This window comes from Sodalis endosymbiont of Henestaris halophilus (assembly GCF_900161835.1).
In the GTDB taxonomy this organism is placed as follows: Bacteria; Pseudomonadota; Gammaproteobacteria; order Enterobacterales; family Enterobacteriaceae.
In genome coordinates this window covers 445,283-463,527 of the sequence record NZ_LT897836.1, presented here as the reverse complement: position 1 = coordinate 463,527, position 18,245 = coordinate 445,283, and the positions used below count along the sequence as shown (strand labels likewise).

9 protein-coding genes and 2 tRNA genes are annotated in these 18,245 nt (G+C 37.5%); 4 read left to right on the top strand and 7 right to left on the bottom strand.

Annotated features, from left to right (window positions below):
- Position 1: 1 nt before the first annotated feature.
- The 4 genes from rsmA to lptD form a co-directional block, all read right to left on the bottom strand.
- A complete protein-coding gene (gene rsmA, locus HBA_RS00980; RefSeq protein ID WP_097032194.1) occupies positions 2 to 820 on the bottom strand; it encodes a 16S rRNA (adenine(1518)-N(6)/adenine(1519)-N(6))-dimethyltransferase RsmA in 819 nt (272 codons plus the stop codon).
- Positions 813 to 1,805: a 4-hydroxythreonine-4-phosphate dehydrogenase PdxA gene (gene pdxA / locus HBA_RS00975; RefSeq protein WP_097032193.1), complete on the bottom strand. Its 993-nt coding sequence runs from the start codon at positions 1,803 to 1,805 to the stop codon at positions 813 to 815. Before pdxA ends, rsmA begins: the two co-directional genes overlap by 8 nt.
- Positions 1,795 to 3,090 (bottom strand): peptidylprolyl isomerase SurA, encoded by a 1,296-nt coding sequence (surA, locus tag HBA_RS00970; protein WP_097032192.1) that lies wholly within the window; start codon positions 3,088 to 3,090, stop codon positions 1,795 to 1,797. The genes pdxA and surA overlap by 11 nt, the downstream gene beginning before the upstream one ends.
- Positions 3,091 to 3,155: 65 nt before the next feature.
- Positions 3,156 to 5,474, bottom strand: a complete 2,319-nt coding sequence (lptD, locus tag HBA_RS00965) for an LPS assembly protein LptD (RefSeq protein WP_097032191.1) — start codon at positions 5,472 to 5,474, stop codon at positions 3,156 to 3,158.
- 220 nt (positions 5,475 to 5,694) lie between these two features.
- On the opposite strand from lptD, the gene djlA reads away from it, so the two are divergent.
- A complete protein-coding gene (djlA, locus tag HBA_RS00960; RefSeq protein WP_097032608.1) occupies positions 5,695 to 6,519 on the top strand; it encodes a co-chaperone DjlA in 825 nt (274 codons plus the stop codon).
- A 2,101-nt stretch (positions 6,520 to 8,620) separates the two neighbouring features.
- Here djlA and HBA_RS00955 read toward each other — a convergent pair.
- Positions 8,621 to 8,696, bottom strand: a tRNA-Asn gene (locus HBA_RS00955).
- 1,036 nt (positions 8,697 to 9,732) lie between these two features.
- On the opposite strand from HBA_RS00955, the gene HBA_RS00950 reads away from it, so the two are divergent.
- Positions 9,733 to 9,821 (top strand) — tRNA-Ser (locus HBA_RS00950).
- A gap of 3,467 nt (positions 9,822 to 13,288) precedes the next feature.
- Here HBA_RS00950 and coaE read toward each other — a convergent pair.
- The gene (coaE, locus tag HBA_RS00945; RefSeq protein ID WP_097032190.1) at positions 13,289 to 13,894 is read right to left on the bottom strand and encodes a dephospho-CoA kinase; all 606 of its coding nucleotides are present in this window, start codon (positions 13,892 to 13,894) and stop codon (positions 13,289 to 13,291) included.
- Positions 13,895 to 14,082: 188 nt separating this feature from the next.
- On the opposite strand from coaE, the gene HBA_RS00940 reads away from it, so the two are divergent.
- Both HBA_RS00940 and HBA_RS00935 read left to right on the top strand, forming a co-directional pair.
- Positions 14,083 to 15,126, top strand: a complete 1,044-nt coding sequence (locus HBA_RS00940; protein WP_097032189.1) for a GMP reductase — start codon at positions 14,083 to 14,085, stop codon at positions 15,124 to 15,126.
- A gap of 1,706 nt (positions 15,127 to 16,832) precedes the next feature.
- A complete protein-coding gene (locus tag HBA_RS00935) occupies positions 16,833 to 17,069 on the top strand; it encodes a hypothetical protein (RefSeq protein WP_157774240.1) in 237 nt (78 codons plus the stop codon).
- Here the strand turns inward: HBA_RS00935 and nadC are convergent.
- Positions 17,066 to 17,959, bottom strand: coding sequence for a carboxylating nicotinate-nucleotide diphosphorylase (nadC, locus tag HBA_RS00930; RefSeq protein ID WP_097032187.1), 894 nt, complete (start codon positions 17,957 to 17,959; stop codon positions 17,066 to 17,068). The genes HBA_RS00935 and nadC overlap by 4 nt on opposite strands.
- Positions 17,960 to 18,245: the final 286 nt, after the last annotated feature.

Here is an 18,245-nt window from a genome sequence, read left to right as displayed (position 1 = left end):
ATTAATCCTGTGAAACGGGGCGCTCCGCTAGGAGGTTGGCTAAACGGCAATAATGCTCAACACTCAAATTTTCCGCGCGTAGCGTCGCATCAATATTTTGTTCCGCCATCTGTTGCGCACTAAAAAGATTGCTTAGGCTATTGCGCAGCGTCTTGCGTCGCTGGTTGAACGCCAGGCGAGTCAAAGCAGCTAATTTACTAAAATCATTGACCGGGAATGGTAATTTAGAATAGGGTACTAACCGCACCAACGCTGACTCAACTTTTGGTACCGGTCGAAACGCAGTCCGCGGCACTTCCAGCACCGGAATTATGTGGCAGTAGTACTGAGTCATCACGCTCAAACGGCCGTAATTTTTGCTATTCGGACCAGACACCAACCTGTTGACCACCTCTTTTTGCAACATAAAATGCATGTCATGAATGACATGAATATAGCGGAAAAGATTAAACATGAGTGGCGTGGAAATATTATAAGGAAGATTGCCAAATATGCGCAGCGGCTGACCTCGTGCAGCAGACAACGCTGCAAAATTTACCATCATTGCATTCTGCTGTATAATGTTTAGTCTGGATTTAAAAAAAGGATGGCTAGATAGCCGGGTGACCAAATCACGGTCAAGCTCAATAACTGTCATGCTATCAATACGCTTCAATACCGGTTCGGTCAATACGCCCATGCCTGCACCGATTTCTACTATTGCCTGTCCCTGCTCTGGATGAATCGCTCTAACAATAGCATCAATAATTGTACTTTCGTGCAAAAAATGTTGACCAAAACGCTTACGCGCAACATGTCCTTTATAAATGCAATTATTCATTTTGATGTTTGAGCATCTCTATTGTTAGATTAAGTGCCGCTTTAATGCTGCCCGCCTCTGCTTGTCCCGACCCGGCAAGCTCCAGAGCAGTACCGTGATCGACAGAGGTACGAATGAAGGGGAGCCCTAGCGTGATATTGACAGCCCTGCCGAACCCTTGATATTTTAATACTGGCAGACCCTGATCGTGATACATCGCCAGCACCGCATCCGCACGACGCAAATATTGCGATTGAAATAAGGTATCGGCAGGCAACGGACCAACGAGATTATATCCTTTCTCACGCAAAATATCCAGGGCTGGAATGATCACCTCTATTTCTTCTCGGCCTAGATGGCCTCCTTCACCTGCGTGGGGATTAAGCCCACAGACATAAATACACGGATGCAAGATATCAAATTTACGTTTGAGATCCTGAACCAAAATTGTAATAACTTCATCAAGGGAATTGCGGGTAATAGCACCAGGCACTGCCAACAACGGCAAGTGTGTCGTCGCGAGAGCTACGCGTAGCGACTCGGTAGTCAACATCATGACCACACGATCTCGGCCGCTAAGTTTGGCTAAATATTCGGTATGGCCGATGAATAACAAACCATAATCGTTAATTACGCCCTTATGTACCGGGCCAGTAAGCAACGCCGCGAACTCGCCGCTAAGGCAGCCTTCACAAGCACGAGCCAGGGTCTTTATCACATAATTGCTATTAGCAACATTGAGTTTGCCAGGGGTAATCGGTGACAACGCTTCAATAGCCAGAACTGTCAGTTCACCAGCTGGCCGTGGTGTGGCAGGATCTTCGGGATTATAGGGGTGTAGCCGCAGTGGCAAGTTAAGTTGCCGTGCTCGAGCCGTCAATAGCGCAGGAGAGGCACATATTACAAGCTCAACCGGCCACGCCTGTTGAGCTAGCACGGCAACGAGATCAGGTCCAATTCCGGCTGGTTCTCCGGGAGTAATAACAATGCGTTGATTATTGTTCATTGTCTTGAAAGATTTTTACATAGGCTGCCGCCAGTTGTTCTTGCATCCAAAATTGCTCTTCTTCAGCAAATTTACGGTTTAAAAGCAGTTGATAAGCGCGATCTTTCTGGACGAAATCGGTAGAGTCTATCTGACGGGTATCGATAAGCTCAATTAGATGCCAGCCGAAGGCTGAATGTACCGGAGAACTGAGTTCTCCTTTGTGCAGATGCATCAACGTATCTTGAAAAGATAGATCGAACGCATCAAGGCGATTCCAGCCCAAATCGCCGCCCTGATTTGCGGAATTATAGTCTTCAGACAGCTGTTTAGCTACAGCATCGAAACTGATAAGACCGCTATTAATTTGCGCCGCTATATCCTCGAGTTTGGCTTGAGCCTGCTGATCAGTCATCACTACCGAGGGACACAAAAGAATATGGCGCGCATGTACTTCGGTGACGACTTCTCTCTGATCATCACCGCAAATATCGTTAACTTTCAGAATATGTAAACCTACTCCGGAACGAATCGGGCCGATAATGCTATCTTTCTGAACGCCTCGCAATTGTGAAACGAAAATTGACGGTATTTCCTCAAATTTTCTCCAGCCCATCTGATCTACTTTCAGCTCCTGTAATACCCCCGAGGAATTTATAGCTAACTTGCAAAAGTCTGTGCCGTTCTTGCTTCGTTCTACTAAGGAATTAGCCAGTACTGTCGCTTTATCTAACTGCTCCTGCGTTGGGTTTTCCGGCAACGGGATCAGTATATGATTAAGATTGAATTTTACGTCATTACCGATTTGGACAGCGATTTTCTTCGCCAGCGAATCTACTTCCTGCGGAAGAATAGTAACGCGTCGAAATACTTCACTGTCACGCACTTTAGAAATAAGCATATCTTTGCCAATTTTTGCACGAAAGGTATCGTAATCCATTCCCTCACGAGCAAGTCTCAAACGCAGATGATCGATGGTCATATGATTTTTGATAGCGATATTGTCAATAGCCTGATCCAGCTGCTCGTCGCTGATAACAATATTCGCGCGCTGAGCCAACTGCAGAATAATGTTATCCATAATCAACTGATCAAGAATCTGGCGGCTAAGCATTGTGTCGTCCGGCAGCTGTTTATTGGATTTATGCACACCGAGTTTTACTGTGGTTAACATACTGTTCACATCACTTTCCAGAACAACGTTATTATTAACCACTGCAACAACTTTATCCACTACTTGGGTCGAAGCGATGGCGCTATGAGCGCATAAGACAAGAACAACACAAAATCTTTTCCAATTTTTCATTTTGTTTCATTTATATCAGTTTTATATCAAGTATTAATTGCATTTTTTTCATCAAAACCACAATATTACCACTCCCGCTGACAGGGTATCATGCTAGATCTTAAAATCTTGTCAGTGCTCAGGCCATAATTGTTGCTCAAACCGCGCAGTTCAAGATTAAATAATATTTTATTTTCGTATCGGCTAGAACTATCGATATTATTCCAGCCAATGATCTTTTTCTCATAACCAATATTGATAGCCCAACAGCTAGTATTGTATTGCAGGCCGAACAGTTGATCTGAAGGCTGGTTGGCTTTGGTATCGTAATAATACGAACCAACTAGTAACCATCGGTCAGCTAACGACCAACGGCCAGTTACCCCCAATTGCGAAATACCATTTTTATAGCCGGGATGACTAATATCTGACATCATATGATCAATATATTGAGGGCTAACGTAACGATAGTTTAGCTTTAGGATACGATTTTTGTCGCGCCAATATTCTAGAACCGCATCGCCTAGCGCAACGTTGTTTAAGTGTGAATTATACTGCAGGCTGCCACTAACACCCCACTGATTATTGATACACCAGTAGCAATCTCCTGCCCAAACCACACTGCTGCTATTATTATGATGATTCCATGTACTGGTCATATCACCGGACCTTAGTCGTGAAAAATAATAGATTTGACCCACGGATGAGTTCAATCGTTCTACTAGTTGATCGCCATAAATTCTGGTGGTCACGCCGCTTGCCAATTGGTTAGCGAAAGAGAAACGGTCAAGACCGCTATAAATAAAATCATGGAACAAGCTAGAGTAGTTTGTGTGATGAATAATCGTAGAGTCGTAAACACCGATATTATTTTGGTTACGATAGGGAACATACAGGTATTGCAACCGCGACTCAAACGTTTGCTTATGATCGAGTGTGTCATGCATATTGCGTTCTAACGCAATATTGATATCAGTTTTAAACTGTGGCAAAACCCGATTGACCGATGACTTAAGATGAAGATCGGTGGTAGTGTTTTTATTGTGATAATCGATATTTTCTTGCTTATAATGAGTCGCCATAAGTTTAGCTTCGGTATTAATACTGCCCCAACGATTAGACAGCGGTAGGTTGAGAGTAGGCGCTATATGTAATCTAGTAGCTTTAGGATAATCCTTATTAACGTTAGTAAATTTGGCTACCTGGCTAAATACCTTAAGGTCAAACAAACCCATATCGTTTTTATAGTAAATCATATCAAATTGAGGAACAACGCGATAGGCTGCGATGTTTCTAGTGTTAAAAACCTGAAATTGCTTGTACGATAGGACAGTATCCCAATGTTTATCTGCATAGCCAAAGCTGAAGTTTTGCGTAGCGTATTCCTTGGTGATGTTACTGTACTTAGAGTCCAGATCGTCAAAATAGTTAGAGTCGCTAACTTTAGTATAATCGACATTAAAACGATATCTCTGATTTAAAACGCCGTTATGATGCCAATAAAATAACCAGCGATCACTATAATAGTTGCTGTAAACTCGCGAGTTAGGTAGCCAATCAAAATCCATAATTCCCTCACCAGGAATAGTCAGATAACGGAACTCAGTTTGAATCCGTATGTCACGTTTATTCATATAGCTAAGCGTGACAGTAGCATCGTAGTTAGGTGCCAAGTTAAGATAGTAGGGAGCTCTGAGCTCGAAGCCGTTGCTGCTTCGGTATTTAGCATTGGTAATCAGAAAGCCGGAACGGCGTTTGTCACCTACCGGTATTTGCAAATACGGGCTGTAGAAGACTAGCATTTTACCGATTTTGAAGCGAGCGTTCCAAATCTCGGCAAATTGCTCCTCACGGTCATAGATTAATTTTGAACAAAACACTCTCCAACTGTTATCTGCTGGCAGACAAGAGGTAAAACTGCCGTTTTCTAAAATTGTGTAACGGTTATGGGCGCGTTGCTTCATAACATCAGCGGATCCGTGGCCTTGCCGACCCACCATCTGGTAATTACCTTGATAAACGTCGGTATCTTTGTTATTGAGATTAGACCAGGCTCTGGATCCCTGCAATTTTATTTCATTGTTGACATAATTTACATTGCCAGTAGCGATAATGGTAAAAAGTGGGGCTTGGTTTTGCTCCTGGCATTGAATGATTTGCACTTCATCGGCGGTGAGAGTGTTGTTGCATTGCTCAATTTCCACGTTGCCACCAAATAGTGCATGTTCAGGATAATTCGCGGCGGCTTTATCGGCTTTTATATGCGCCGAAAATGTATCTTGGTGGTCATTAACCAAGAGTTTAGTTTGAGTACAGGGCAAAACACCCAATAAACATTTATCTGCTAGTTTTGCCAGAGCTAGTTGACTATGAAGAACAAACCAAATAAAAATAACTGCCCCCATAAAACTGAATATCAGTATAAGTAAGTATTTTTTTATAAGCATGTTAGGTATTGCATCATGTAGGGTTATTCGCGAAAACGGTCAAAGACTATATCATTCACCGGCATTGCGCCAAATATAAATCCCGCTATTGCGCTACCCGCGGTTAAGCTTAACGTTAAATAGCAAGGTAGGTAGCTAAAGCAATTTAGTACCGACGGCATAAGGAATTATGGAGCATATGCGTTATTGGGGTAAGCTGTTGGGAGCTATTATGATGATTTTGTTGGGCGGTGGTTTTTGGCCCATCGTACTAGGCCTAATAATTGGCCATATTGTGGATAAAATGCAACGAGACCAAATTCTAGGTTCCGGTTATTTTTTTGATCAACAAACCAGACAAAATGTTTTTTTACGCACTACTTTTCAGGTAATGGGATATGTCACCAAATCCAAAGGGCGAGTCACCGAGGCTGATATTATGAACGCCAATCGTTTGATGACGTGGATGCAACTAAATCATGTGCTAAAAAGCGCAGCACAAGAGGCATTTCGGGAAGGGAAAAAGAAAGATTTTCCGCTGCGTAGCCGATTGCGCGAATTTCGCCAGATATGCTTAGGCCATTTCGATCTTATTCGTATGTTTTTAGAAATCCAAATTCAGGCAGCCTTAGCAGATGGTTGGCTACACGATAACGAGCGGCAGGTGTTGTACACCATAGCCAAAGAACTAGGCGTTACACATGAACAGTTTGATCAGTTTCTCGACATGATGAAGGTTGATGCGCAATTTAGCGCTCAAAATAATTATTTTGAGGACTGCTATCGCCAGCCGTCAAGAACGAAAGTACCTACCGTGGAGGATGCCTGCAACGTGCTCGGAGTCAATCCCCAGGACGATAGTCAAACGATTAAACGAGCTTATCGCAAGCTAATGAGAAAACATCATCCCGACAAGCTTGTAGCGAAAGATCTACCATCGGAAATGATGGAAATAGCCAAAAGGAAAACGCAAGCAATACAGCAAGCCTATGATTTTTTAAAGCGGGAAAAGGGCTTCCGTTAAATAAAAATTTAACCAAACCATTGGGGCATCAAATCTGTGCCCGCTAGTTTGGTAAAAAACAACCAAAAAGATGATCTTTCCCCAAACATTGTATCTGACGCTTCAGCAAGAAAAATAAAGGATTTAAAAATTCACGCCTCGCGATAAAATCGATATGCTAATTTACTATAAATATATAAGAAATGCATCTTACATTAAAATAAAGCTCTTTACTTATATTAAGTATTTTACTAAATTGCATTTATTTAAAAGAACACAAATTAACATGAAACTAACTGCTTGCGTTAATTTAGGCTTAATATAATTAAGGTACTATAATAAAAACTAAAATAGATTATTGTTAATACATGCTACATACTGCATGGAATAATCATGGCAAAGTAAGAAAAGCACAATACACTATAATTTTTATACAAAATAAAATCATTATTAAGAGAAAAGTTATACGAACAATTGCAGCGTATAATACACGTAGATAAATAATAAATTTATAGTTGTTAGTAGGTAACCTACCAATTAGAAGCTTTCTAAAAAATAGATATTTATCTTGTCTGTAAATTAACAATTAATAGTAGTTACTATTTCAAAAATCACTAAGTCAATATTATCAAAATCTTTAATATCATGTTTTAAAAATTTTTAATTCATAACTTGTTATTTATAGCATACAACAAGTATGCTATATTATACGTCTATATTAATACTTTAGGTCAGATAACTATTTATTATATGTTAAAGATGCTAACTATATAATTCTTAATACCCTCTTAAATAATAGAGGGATGAACTGAAAAATAATTCTCACTACTAGCACTATTAAAAAAACTAAGATTAATAAATGTTATTAACACTTAGGTAAATTAGTGGTTAATAATAGTTTATTTATATAGAACACGGCTTACTCTTAACAAGAGAGTAACTTAATTTACTTGAAATACAGTTAAGGGTAAGATATAAAAGTTAGTAAAAACTTCTAGTGATAGTTATTGCAATCAGTTGTAGATTTTCTCATAATATCTGCAGCAAAACTAGATATTTATCTAACGAATAGGGAGAATTAAAACTCTAGAATTATAGGCAAAGTAACGTTTTAAGCGTTAGGTCGAGATTATAAAATAAAATTTCAGCTAATTTATATTAACAACATAATAGGCATAAATTTTATTGATACATGCATTATCAACCAGATGCTTTATTTATAAGAGATCACGGTCCGTGTGTACAGAATAAACAATACAATTGGTATTACTAGACAGTAAAATCACATTATTTTAAAATACTATGAAGAATTTTGCTCTGTCAGTCAAATCCGGTACTCTACTAGCCGTAGTTTCCACGCTTCAAACAAAGTGTTGGTTGATGAGTTATGCACTAGTTGCCATATGCTGCTCTTTATCGACCAGAGTTTTTTACGATCCTTGATAAAAATAAATAAGTCTGCTAACTATCTCACATTTTGCTCTTTACTCCTACTTTATTGATATTAATTAACAAAATATATGCAATAAAGCGAACTAAAATGGTCGGACGCCTTATTAAAGGCTTGCATAGAAGAGGTTGTGGGCCTTCTCTAGCTAAGTACTAAGGTCGCAAATTGATCTCACACAGCCGGTCGTATTACCAGCCATCACCGCGATGGGCTAAATAATAAAGAAAATATTTACTCTAGTAGCTTACCGAAAAAGAACAGGAAATAACAAAACTGTAGGTAAACAAGCCATTTGCTTAGACAAATGGCTTCACCAAAACGTTTCGTTGTTAGTTTTACTATTACGTTGAGCTAAGCATTGATTACAAAATATTTGCATTTATAGATTGTCACCTGAAATAAATGATGCCTAATTAAGTAATTATACCTTAACAAAAAGCTATAAACACAAATTTATTTATTATCAATCCTTAGTTCTTTTTACTTAGCTAAGGAATTTTATTCTTACGTATACCTTATATTGTTAGTATGTATCATATGTAAAATATGACAGAATGAGCGATAGTGGAGGTATTATTAAATAAACGCAAATAAAATATCGCATTATATATGCGGTTATAAATATATCTTAAAATTTATTTAAGTTTTTTTAAGGTGGTATATCTAGAATTTTGGCTCCTCTGACTGGACTCGAACCAGTGACATACGGATTAACAGTCCGCCGTTCTACCTACTGAACTACAGAGGAATAACCTTGCACCCCGTTGAGTATAGGGAAACACTTAAATAGTGTCAACTAATAATTGTATAAAACTAAACAACTCCTTAATGCTTAGTTTAATTGGTGATGCTTAGCGCTAAATGAACGCGAAAAACACTATTTACCCTAAATTAACGCTTAATTAATAAACTTACTATGATGGTAGGTTATGCCGCATCTATCTTGTGAACTGTCGATATTTAGGATAGTGAGCCTTTGAGCACAATTCCCAACAAGAATATTGAAACTAATAGTAAATATTAGTTAATAGCGCCGTCGATAACTCTTGAAAAGCTAAAAATATTCTGCTAATACGACCTAAAATCTACGCAGTCGCTTTTGAAATAGTATCTATACTGCCTGTACTCCCCAATTTAACCTCATAATGCAAATTCAACATGACACCTTAGAGTCGTTACTTACAAAAAGCAATTTCTCATAACGGGTTAAACAGAACAAAGTTGATGCAAGTTGCTTGCCATGAATCGAAATTAAGTATGTAAGCGATTTTATGAATAACAAAATTCAAACTTAAACACAATACAAACATTATGAATTTAAAATAAGCTCAAGTCCATAGTTTTAACCTCAACATTACCTTGAATGACCAGCCTTACCCGAAGAATACCAAATTAAAATTATTTAGCCGATCTTTATTATCTACTACAAAGGATTGAAGTAAATTAGCAATTAATAAAATTTATATAACTATATTGTTTCTACTCAATCACGGATAAAAAGGCACGGGATCATCAAACAAACATACCGCGCATTATATTAAAGTATTTGTAAGAAAAATATTATTTTCAGATCTTTTATTAGCCTTGCTAGTTTTCTTTGCTTATAAATTTACTTAGGAGATGAATAACAAAATTGATGCCACCTAGCCTTAACTTTCATGTAAATTAGTAAAATAAATAATTTATGATGATTTTATCATTACTTACCAGACCGGTTATTACTTTACTGATAAGAAGCAAATTAATACTAGTAAAATACAAAAAAGGATAATAATATTTTAAAAGGAGAGATGCCGGAGTGGTTGAACGGGACGGTCTCGAAAACCGTTAAGGGAGCATAATCCCTTCCAGGGTTCAAATCCCTGTCTCTCCATGATTTTAATCAATTACAAAGAAAACAATAAGTATGAATAATCATTCATAATATACTAAAATGTCTTTGTGCTGCTAAATAGCAATCCTCAGTAAAATTCTTATAAATTCACACTATTAACGTGACCTTATAACCGTTACTAACGTACTAATTTTCTGAATTCGTTCTCAGTTTTCATAAAATGCTTTTGCAGTTATGCATGCTATAAATTTATTGCCAACAACTTGCCTTAAATTGATATGTCACGATTTTACTTTAGTTGTTAGTAAACATAAGTCTTTGAAGATTTGATCTTCTTTTGCCTTTTGTGTTTGCATATATAAATTAAGTAAAATACAATTAATTTTAATACAGTGTTAATAACTATACTGAGAAACAATATCAATTTTTATTTCAAATAAAGAATATATAATTTATTACTAAGTTATAAACCATATCATACATCTATGATAAAATAATTAACCGTAATGCATTTAAACTTAACTATTTAGTTTAATTATTATTCTTTAGTATATCATCCTGTAAACAAACAGGTAATACATATTAATACCTTATAAGGTATGTGTATCTTTCTTTATAATTCTCATTTGTTAATTAACTAATACATTCGCATATGGCTTGTTTTAATATTATTTTCTTTAAAATACAAATAGATTATTTTGGCACTATATGTACTTGTTACCAGATAAGTGATTTAATGTCAATAAATCATGAGTTGTAATAAACTTTAATCAAATTTAATTTACTTCTATAAGTTTATATTAAAACAAAACATAGTTTTTCTTAAAATACAATTATCTTAATATGCCTTAACACTATTAATGTATTTAATTGTAATTTTACGATAGGGTGTTATATACTGACTTAATTCCTAAAATACTTTAGTATATAAATTAATCAATTGTTAATTATCTACAGCATTTGTACTATATTAGTATATTTTGTTTTGATAAAGTTTCAACATTGAAATGTATAATATGTATTATATAAAATATTTATCGTCTTATAAAATAAGATGCTTTACTTAAAGTATTTGCATTTTGCACTATGTACGATATTGTGTTTGATAAACATACTGTATACTCACAGATGAATTTTTTTATATAATCGCTTTTAATAAATTGACTTGAATTTATTTTAAGTCCTAACGCTTTATGACTACTTAATCGAAGGTATAAATAACAAAACGTGGTAAATGACAACTAAAGGTTGTTACACTTTCTGGTACATAACGAGAAAAGATAGTTATTTAATAACCTATTGATCTGAAAGGTTCACTTATTATAGTCACTATAAGTTAAATAATAGCAGTATCGGTCCTTATTCTGGAGTTATGTAGTAGTTTATAACTCCACACTCATCACCTTATTTAACTTTACGTGTGATAACCCTTCTCATTCGTTTAGCGTTAAACATTAACTGTGTGCTACACAATATTTAGTATAAGAATTAGTACAAGAGTTAGTCTAACTGCTTATATTTTTGACAAAACTACTATGACTAATTACTTGCTGTGCAGAAAAACTATTATAACCCTGCATGTACTGCAGTGCTTATAACATTAAGAAAATACTGAAAGTAACAGTATACCGACATCACATAGTCACTGCAACCGATAAACCATTTGTTAGTAAACGTTTCAATTAACCTTAGTTTTACCAAGTGTGCCCTATTGAAATAAGGTGGCATCAAAGTGTATAAAGAGAATTATAGTTATTGTGCTTATTGATTTAAAGCACATTAAAAACTACAATATAGTTTTTATGCTGTAGTGATTATTACAAACAAAGAGCAAATGAGCTTATACCGAACAGTAAAAAGCGTTGCTCAACAACGTAGGATTTGTCCATTTAACACTTTGATAACACTTCTCTAGTCAGACCATATGTTCATAAATAAAACCAAAATAAAGCTAAGTAGCTTATAGTACATACACCAGTAAAAAATTGAGTGAGCCAGGAAACGATATAAACACCTACTCTGGTGATACGAAGGGACTACAGCTATATAGAGAGTCGAATTCTAGAACAATAAAGTATGATACAAAGTAAATAATCGTACTTTATCATACTTCTATATTATGCCCTACAATTTGTGTCTAAACCTATTTAGATGCATACAAATACTAAAACTAGTGTAACGCGCGCTTACTACATCTGGATGCTATTTGTCTGTCGTGCTAAAAAACTTGGAGGAATAAAAACAAGAAACACTTAGTGCAACTTGGAAGTAAAAGCAAGTGCCGACATATAGTTGCCAGATATAAAACGGCAGGACAGTATCCTTTGTTTTATTAAATTTTATTTAAACAACCTTTGAAAGCCTATTTTCTATGGTGCTTTATATAAAACATGCTCTTCATGCGCATATCATAATATTATAATATCCTTAGCGACCAGTCTTATTATTTGATTCCTTAAATTTCTATGAAAACTCCTTAATACTAATATCTTCAGGACATATAATTACATAAAAATGTAAACTGTTACATATATCCTGATGCTTAAGCATCCAAAGCTAGCATTAAACCAGAGTAGTTTAGTATGTGTTGTGCTTTATACACTATTGATTATTTGCTTTCCTTCAGGGAAGAAAGCAAAATTTTTAAAATAAAGTCACACGTAGCAACACAACTTGTGTTTATTATTAACATGAATCTTTGGGTTAAATGTTATCTTTGTTGTGTTATTGTATTTTTTATTTACACATCTCTGGAGGGGTAATTTCCTGTTATATTAATTTACCAAGATCTATGAAATAGGAGTGTTTGATAAAACGTCCTAAATTAGTTTTCTGATTTCAGACTACTATACCTTATCGCTGTTAATTAGAGTGGCCTATAACAATAATAACTGCTTATAATTAATTATTGTCCTAATAATGAGTTGTTTTAAGCGGTAGGTGGTCAGGAAAGCCCCAAGATATTATTCTTTATACAGGGATGCAACTCATAACAAAAATATTTGATGGTCAGAAACTTTTAGATGAGTTTTACTGTTTGATATAAAATGTGTAACCGAAGCAAATACCCTGCCTCCCCCAATAACAGTTGTTTTGAAAGAATCCGTTTAAACTAATTTTGATACTTGAACAGGCCCAAATAGCGCACTATAATTAAGGGATATTAGTTAGCACCTTATTGCGTAGAGGATCCAGTATTTACTAGCTATTATCCTTTGCGTCGCACTATGCCTTGAACATATGTAGCAATTATTATGTGATAATTGCGCTATAGCAATTTTGTAGCTGCGATCTATCTCTTGAATTATTTTGCTACGTCAGTTTGTACGCTAGAGAAAATCTAGTAAGCTTATGTAGTACAGAAAGCTTTAGGCTCTGGTCTTTACCAACTGCAAATAAAAACCACAACAAAAACAACTCCCAACTGCAGCCAATCCAGCATTTTCATTGCGCGCTATTTAAAAATAGCACTGTTATAATATAATTATTAATGGTTATTTATCTTATTAGCTTCCTGCTGCTGAAAACGCAAGATAGCGTTGATGTAAAATAGCAATGCGCTCCGTGAGCTTCTCAGGACACCCGCTGTTATCAATAACATCGTCTGCGCAGGCTAGACGTCGCTGACGGGACACTTGCGTTGTCAAAATATTTTCTACTAGCTCACGGCTGACTCCGTCTCGACGGAGAGTACGCACGATTTGAACCTCGCGGTCAACATCCACCACTAGCACTCGATTAGCGTGCTGCTGCAAATTATTTTCAATAAGTAGCGGCGCCATCCACAATACGTACGGCCCTCTAGCAGATCGCAATTCTTGTTCGGTTTTGCGTTGAATAAACGGATGGAGTAGGCCGTTCAACCAAGATTTTTCTTCCGGACAACTGAAAATACGCGCTCTGAGCGCAGCGCGATCCAACAATCCAGACGCAGTCAATACTGCTGAACCAAAACGTTGCTTAATGGCATGCAAAACTGGGCTGTCTGGCTCAACTATCTCTCGTGCAATCACGTCGGCATCAACTAAAGGTATGCCGAAAGCGGCGAAAGCATTGGCTACGGTGTTTTTACCACTGCCGATACCACCTGTAAGAGCAACAATGTATTGCATTATATTAACTTACTTCACTTTGAAAAAGTATAAATTGACCTCAAATAAATTAGTACGATTGTAACTTACTATTAGTAAGTTGCACAGTCTTGCCCTAACGTTAATCCCGCGTATGATACCGTTACTGGGATAAGTAAAATGTACTTGATATTGACTATAAGACTTGTAGCCTTTACAAGGGTAACACTATGCGTATAGAAGAAGATGTGAAGTTAGGTTTTAAAGATGTGCTTATTCGGCCGAAATGCTCTACGCTGAAAAGCCGCTCCGATGTTGAACTGCAGCGCGACTTCACCTTCAAATATCCGGGCATTCGCTGGTCCGGCGTACCAGTTATAGCAGCCAATATGGATACCGTCGGTACTTTTCACATGGCGAAAGCATTGGCGACTTTTGATGTACTGACAGCAGTGCATAAACATTATAATGTAAGGCAATGGCATAAGTTTGTGGAGTGTGCGCCTGTATCGGTACTACATCATGTAATGGTTTCCACCGGAACCTCTACAACTGACTTCGATAAGATAAAACAGATCCTAGCGTTATCGCCGCAGTTGAACTTTATCTGCATTGATGTCGCTAATGGATACTCAGAACATTTTGTGACCTTTGTCGAAAAAGCTCGCATCGCCTATCCGGATAAGGTGATCTGCGCTGGCAATGTAGTCACAGGAGAAATGGTAGAAGAACTCATTCTCTCTGGTGCTGATATTGTCAAAGTTGGCATTGGTCCAGGATCGGTATGTACCACACGGGTCAAAACCGGCGTCGGTTATCCCCAACTATCGGCGGTGATCGAGTGTGCTGACGCCGCTCATGGTTTGGGAGGTCAAATTATCAGCGATGGCGGCTGTGTGGTTCCTGGTGATGTAGCCAAGGCGTTCGGCGGTGGTGCAGATTTCGTGATGCTGGGTGGCATGCTGGCAGGGCATGATGAATGCGAAGGTACTATTGTAGAAAAAAACGGTGAACGATTTATGTTATTCTATGGCATGAGTTCAGAAGCAGCAATGATACGGCATGTCGGTGGGGTAGCGGATTACCGTGCAACCGAGGGCAAAACCGTCAAGCTACCGCTACGTGGTCCGGTAGAATACACTATACGCGATATCCTTGGCGGTCTACGCTCTGCCTGCACCTATGTTGGGGCGACATGCTTGAATGAGTTAACTAAACACACTACTTTTATCCGTGTTGCCGAGCAGGAAAACCAGATCTTTACCCAGTTGTAATATAAAATGTAAACGCTATTGTATCGCCGTTCGCCTCTGATTTTATGCACAGGACTGATAGGCATATAAGCATTAGTACATGTTAATTATGGTGATTAAATAGTTCGAGCAGATTAAAGTTTTTCTGCATAGCGGGTAAAGTTAGAGTCATAATGAGTTCCTGTAACTTACATTAATAGCAGCAACGGTAAACAGCCATGCAATTACAGAAAAAGAGATTGTTAGCAATAGAGTAAATAAACGTAAATCACAGTCGGTAGTAACACTTAAACGGACCTACTAATATTATTAGTATAATATGCTCGCCTCAAATTCATTTAATAATAAATGACTGAATTAGTAAGTAGTTAGTAATGCGTTTGGTTTCTAAATGACCACACTAATCCTTGACCAATATTACACGTATTTAAGATGAACCTAACCCCCATAAATCTACAATGTTCACTCATTAATCGTACGAAAAGAAATTTCCGTCTCGTGCCGCAGTGGAAAATATTGTTGAAATTGGCATTAATCTCTTAATAGCTTACATGTAAGCTACAAAAGAAGATGTCATACTTTGAAATCTAGAATGTGATTCTAAAAAACGATGGTGCTCTTTATTTTTGGACTCACCAAATGGTTCTTAATTATAAACACAGTCAGACCGGTATACCCGCAAGATTAGAAGTGCCGTTAATTAATCAACCAACAAATAAAAATTGATTCACTAGTTGTAGACTCAAAAAACATAAATGAGGAGGCAAACAAATATACTGCAATATCTCATTTTCTCCGCCGAGAGTTAACGGTAACACGATCTATAGTCCAGTGAAAGTTATATATCTCACTGAGATATAAACAAGCAAATGATAAAATGAGCTAGTAGTAGCGATTAATTTATATTTGACCAAAAATCGCAAAACCGGGGAAAGGGTATCTCGATCCCGCTCGGACTCGGCACTAATCATCAACGCATTTAAGATAGTTTACGAGATGCATAGTCGACCTTTTAATATGTGTTACAAATTCTCCAAAGAGATTACATACTCTGTAATCACGACTAGGAATTGTGATTTTATCTAATAACACAAAAAATAAGAGACAGAGGCATAAGTGCTGAAATTACTACTTGATATCCCTGAACTTCTATAACTAATCTATAGGCTAAATAAAAACAAGCCAGCAGAAAGTTTTACCTAAAGGTACTACTAATAAATCACTTTACCACATCATACTGTATTGATATTAAGATTTCAATGGCTAACTCAGTAAATATCTGATATCAAATAAATTACAGCAACTAATATACATAGTCAAGTAAGTGTCAATATTAGGTTTGCCTTTACATCATGGATGCGTACTCACGTCCATACTTTAATATAGTAGCTTATTGTCTACAAGCTTTTTAAGCAAGCTGTGCCGTGAGGCGCACCTAACACTTATTTATTCCCGGCTAATTGGCAACGTAAAGAAATCATCAATCCCGCAGATATTAAATAAAAACAGAAAACTATTATTTAATATGATTTATAAAATAATGATGTTATCGTGATAGATGAGGTTATAATATTAATATCAGTCCGGTATGGTGGTGCAGTCATAAAAAACTATACTTTCCATGAAAATTCTCGGCAGGCTCAGTGCTCTGTGAGCGTCGGACGCTCTGATAAACAAAAAAGCAACAAAGGGAGAGAAAGCAAGACCCACCATACCTAGTATTTGTGGTGGCCCGTAAATGCGCTGCTGCAACCGATAGTTTGGCCGGAAATAAATGCATTGATATGGAAATATTTACGCTTAGTTGCCAAGCGCAGAATGCCAAAAAAGATCTAGAATGTCCGTTACTGCCTAATCTGCATAGGATTACATCCTATGTTGGTTATTATTCTGTCCACCGAGATAAAATTATGATAGGCAAATTGCAATATTTATTGCACAGTCGCTCACATTTTTGTCGTTAAAGAATCTGCATAGAGAGATCTAGTACCCGTAGATGTTTCGTTAACGCTCCGATGGAAATAAAATCTACTCCAGTCCGAGCACAATCACGTAAATTGTCAAATGTAATATTGCCGGAAACCTCTATCTTTGCCCGATTTCTAGTCATGGCTACGGCCTTGATCATATCTTCACGGTTGAAGTTATCTAGCATAATGATATCGGCACCGGCTTCTAAAGCCTCGTCTAGCTCATGCAATGTTTCTATTTCTACCTCTATCGGGATTTCGGCACGCAACGCAACAGCTTTGGCGACGGCAGCAGCGATGGAGCCGACGGCCTTGATATGATTTTCTTTAATTAAGAATGCATCAGCCAAACCTAACCTGTGATTGCCGCCACCACCGCACAAAACCGCGTACTTTAGTGCGGTTCTAAATCCAGGTAAGGTCTTGCGTGTATCAAGTAAAGCAGTGTTGGTATGCAATAGCGCATTAACATAACGTTTTACCTCGCTAGCTACGCCACATAGAGTTTGAACGAAATTGAGTGCGGTCCGCTCACCAGTGAGCAGTATGCGTGCAGATCCACTTAACCTGCACAGGGTTTGATGGGGTTCAATATTATCACCATCATCGACCTCCCACTCGATAGCGACACCACCTCCCAACTGGCTGAATACCTCATCAAGCCAACGGCGCCCGCAAAATACGCCTTGTTCTCTGGTAACAATGACGGCAGTGGCTTGACTACCCGCTGGCAACAGCAATGCTGTAATATCGGCCTGTGCGTCGATGTTGCTGCCGCCCAGGTCTTCTTTTAGAGCTGCGCTAACTAACATTGGAATATCTTGTTTTACTCGTTCGAGTAAGTCCGCTTGGCGTTGTTTAACGTCATAACATCGCGTCAACATAAAATCTCCGTAACTACAAAAGGAATGTTGTGTTTTTATATATTACCATGAAGCTAGACGAGAAATTATATTTCTAGCTAAAGTAAATTACCTATGTGAGTGAGCAATTGTTAAAGTGTAAATATAAATTCGCGTTACCCCATTGCGACGAACGGACAGAAACACGTAACTTCTACTATGTTTCGGTATTATAAAGTATAAGCTTGCTGCTGAATCTTATTTAAAGGTCTCTAGATAGAGGGCATTTACTAGCACAATAACATATTGTGCTAGTTGTACTGTGCTA

What these genes read in the sequence shown, in the direction of transcription:
- rsmA (WP_097032194.1), bottom strand. Translation starts at nt 820, where the DNA reads ATGAATAATTGCATTTATAAAGGACATGTTGCGCGTAAGCGTTTTGGT.
- lptD (WP_097032191.1), bottom strand. Translation starts at nt 5,474, where the DNA reads ATGGGGGCAGTTATTTTTATTTGGTTTGTTCTTCATAGTCAACTAGCT.
- nadC (WP_097032187.1), bottom strand. Translation starts at nt 17,959, where the DNA reads ATGTTGACGCGATGTTATGACGTTAAACAACGCCAAGCGGACTTACTC.
- surA (WP_097032192.1), bottom strand. Translation starts at nt 3,090, where the DNA reads ATGAAAAATTGGAAAAGATTTTGTGTTGTTCTTGTCTTATGCGCTCAT.
- djlA (WP_097032608.1), top strand. Translation starts at nt 5,695, where the DNA reads ATGCGTTATTGGGGTAAGCTGTTGGGAGCTATTATGATGATTTTGTTG.
- coaE (WP_097032190.1), bottom strand. Translation starts at nt 13,894, where the DNA reads ATGCAATACATTGTTGCTCTTACAGGTGGTATCGGCAGTGGTAAAAAC.
- HBA_RS00940 (WP_097032189.1), top strand. Translation starts at nt 14,083, where the DNA reads ATGCGTATAGAAGAAGATGTGAAGTTAGGTTTTAAAGATGTGCTTATT.
- pdxA (WP_097032193.1), bottom strand. Translation starts at nt 1,805, where the DNA reads ATGAACAATAATCAACGCATTGTTATTACTCCCGGAGAACCAGCCGGA.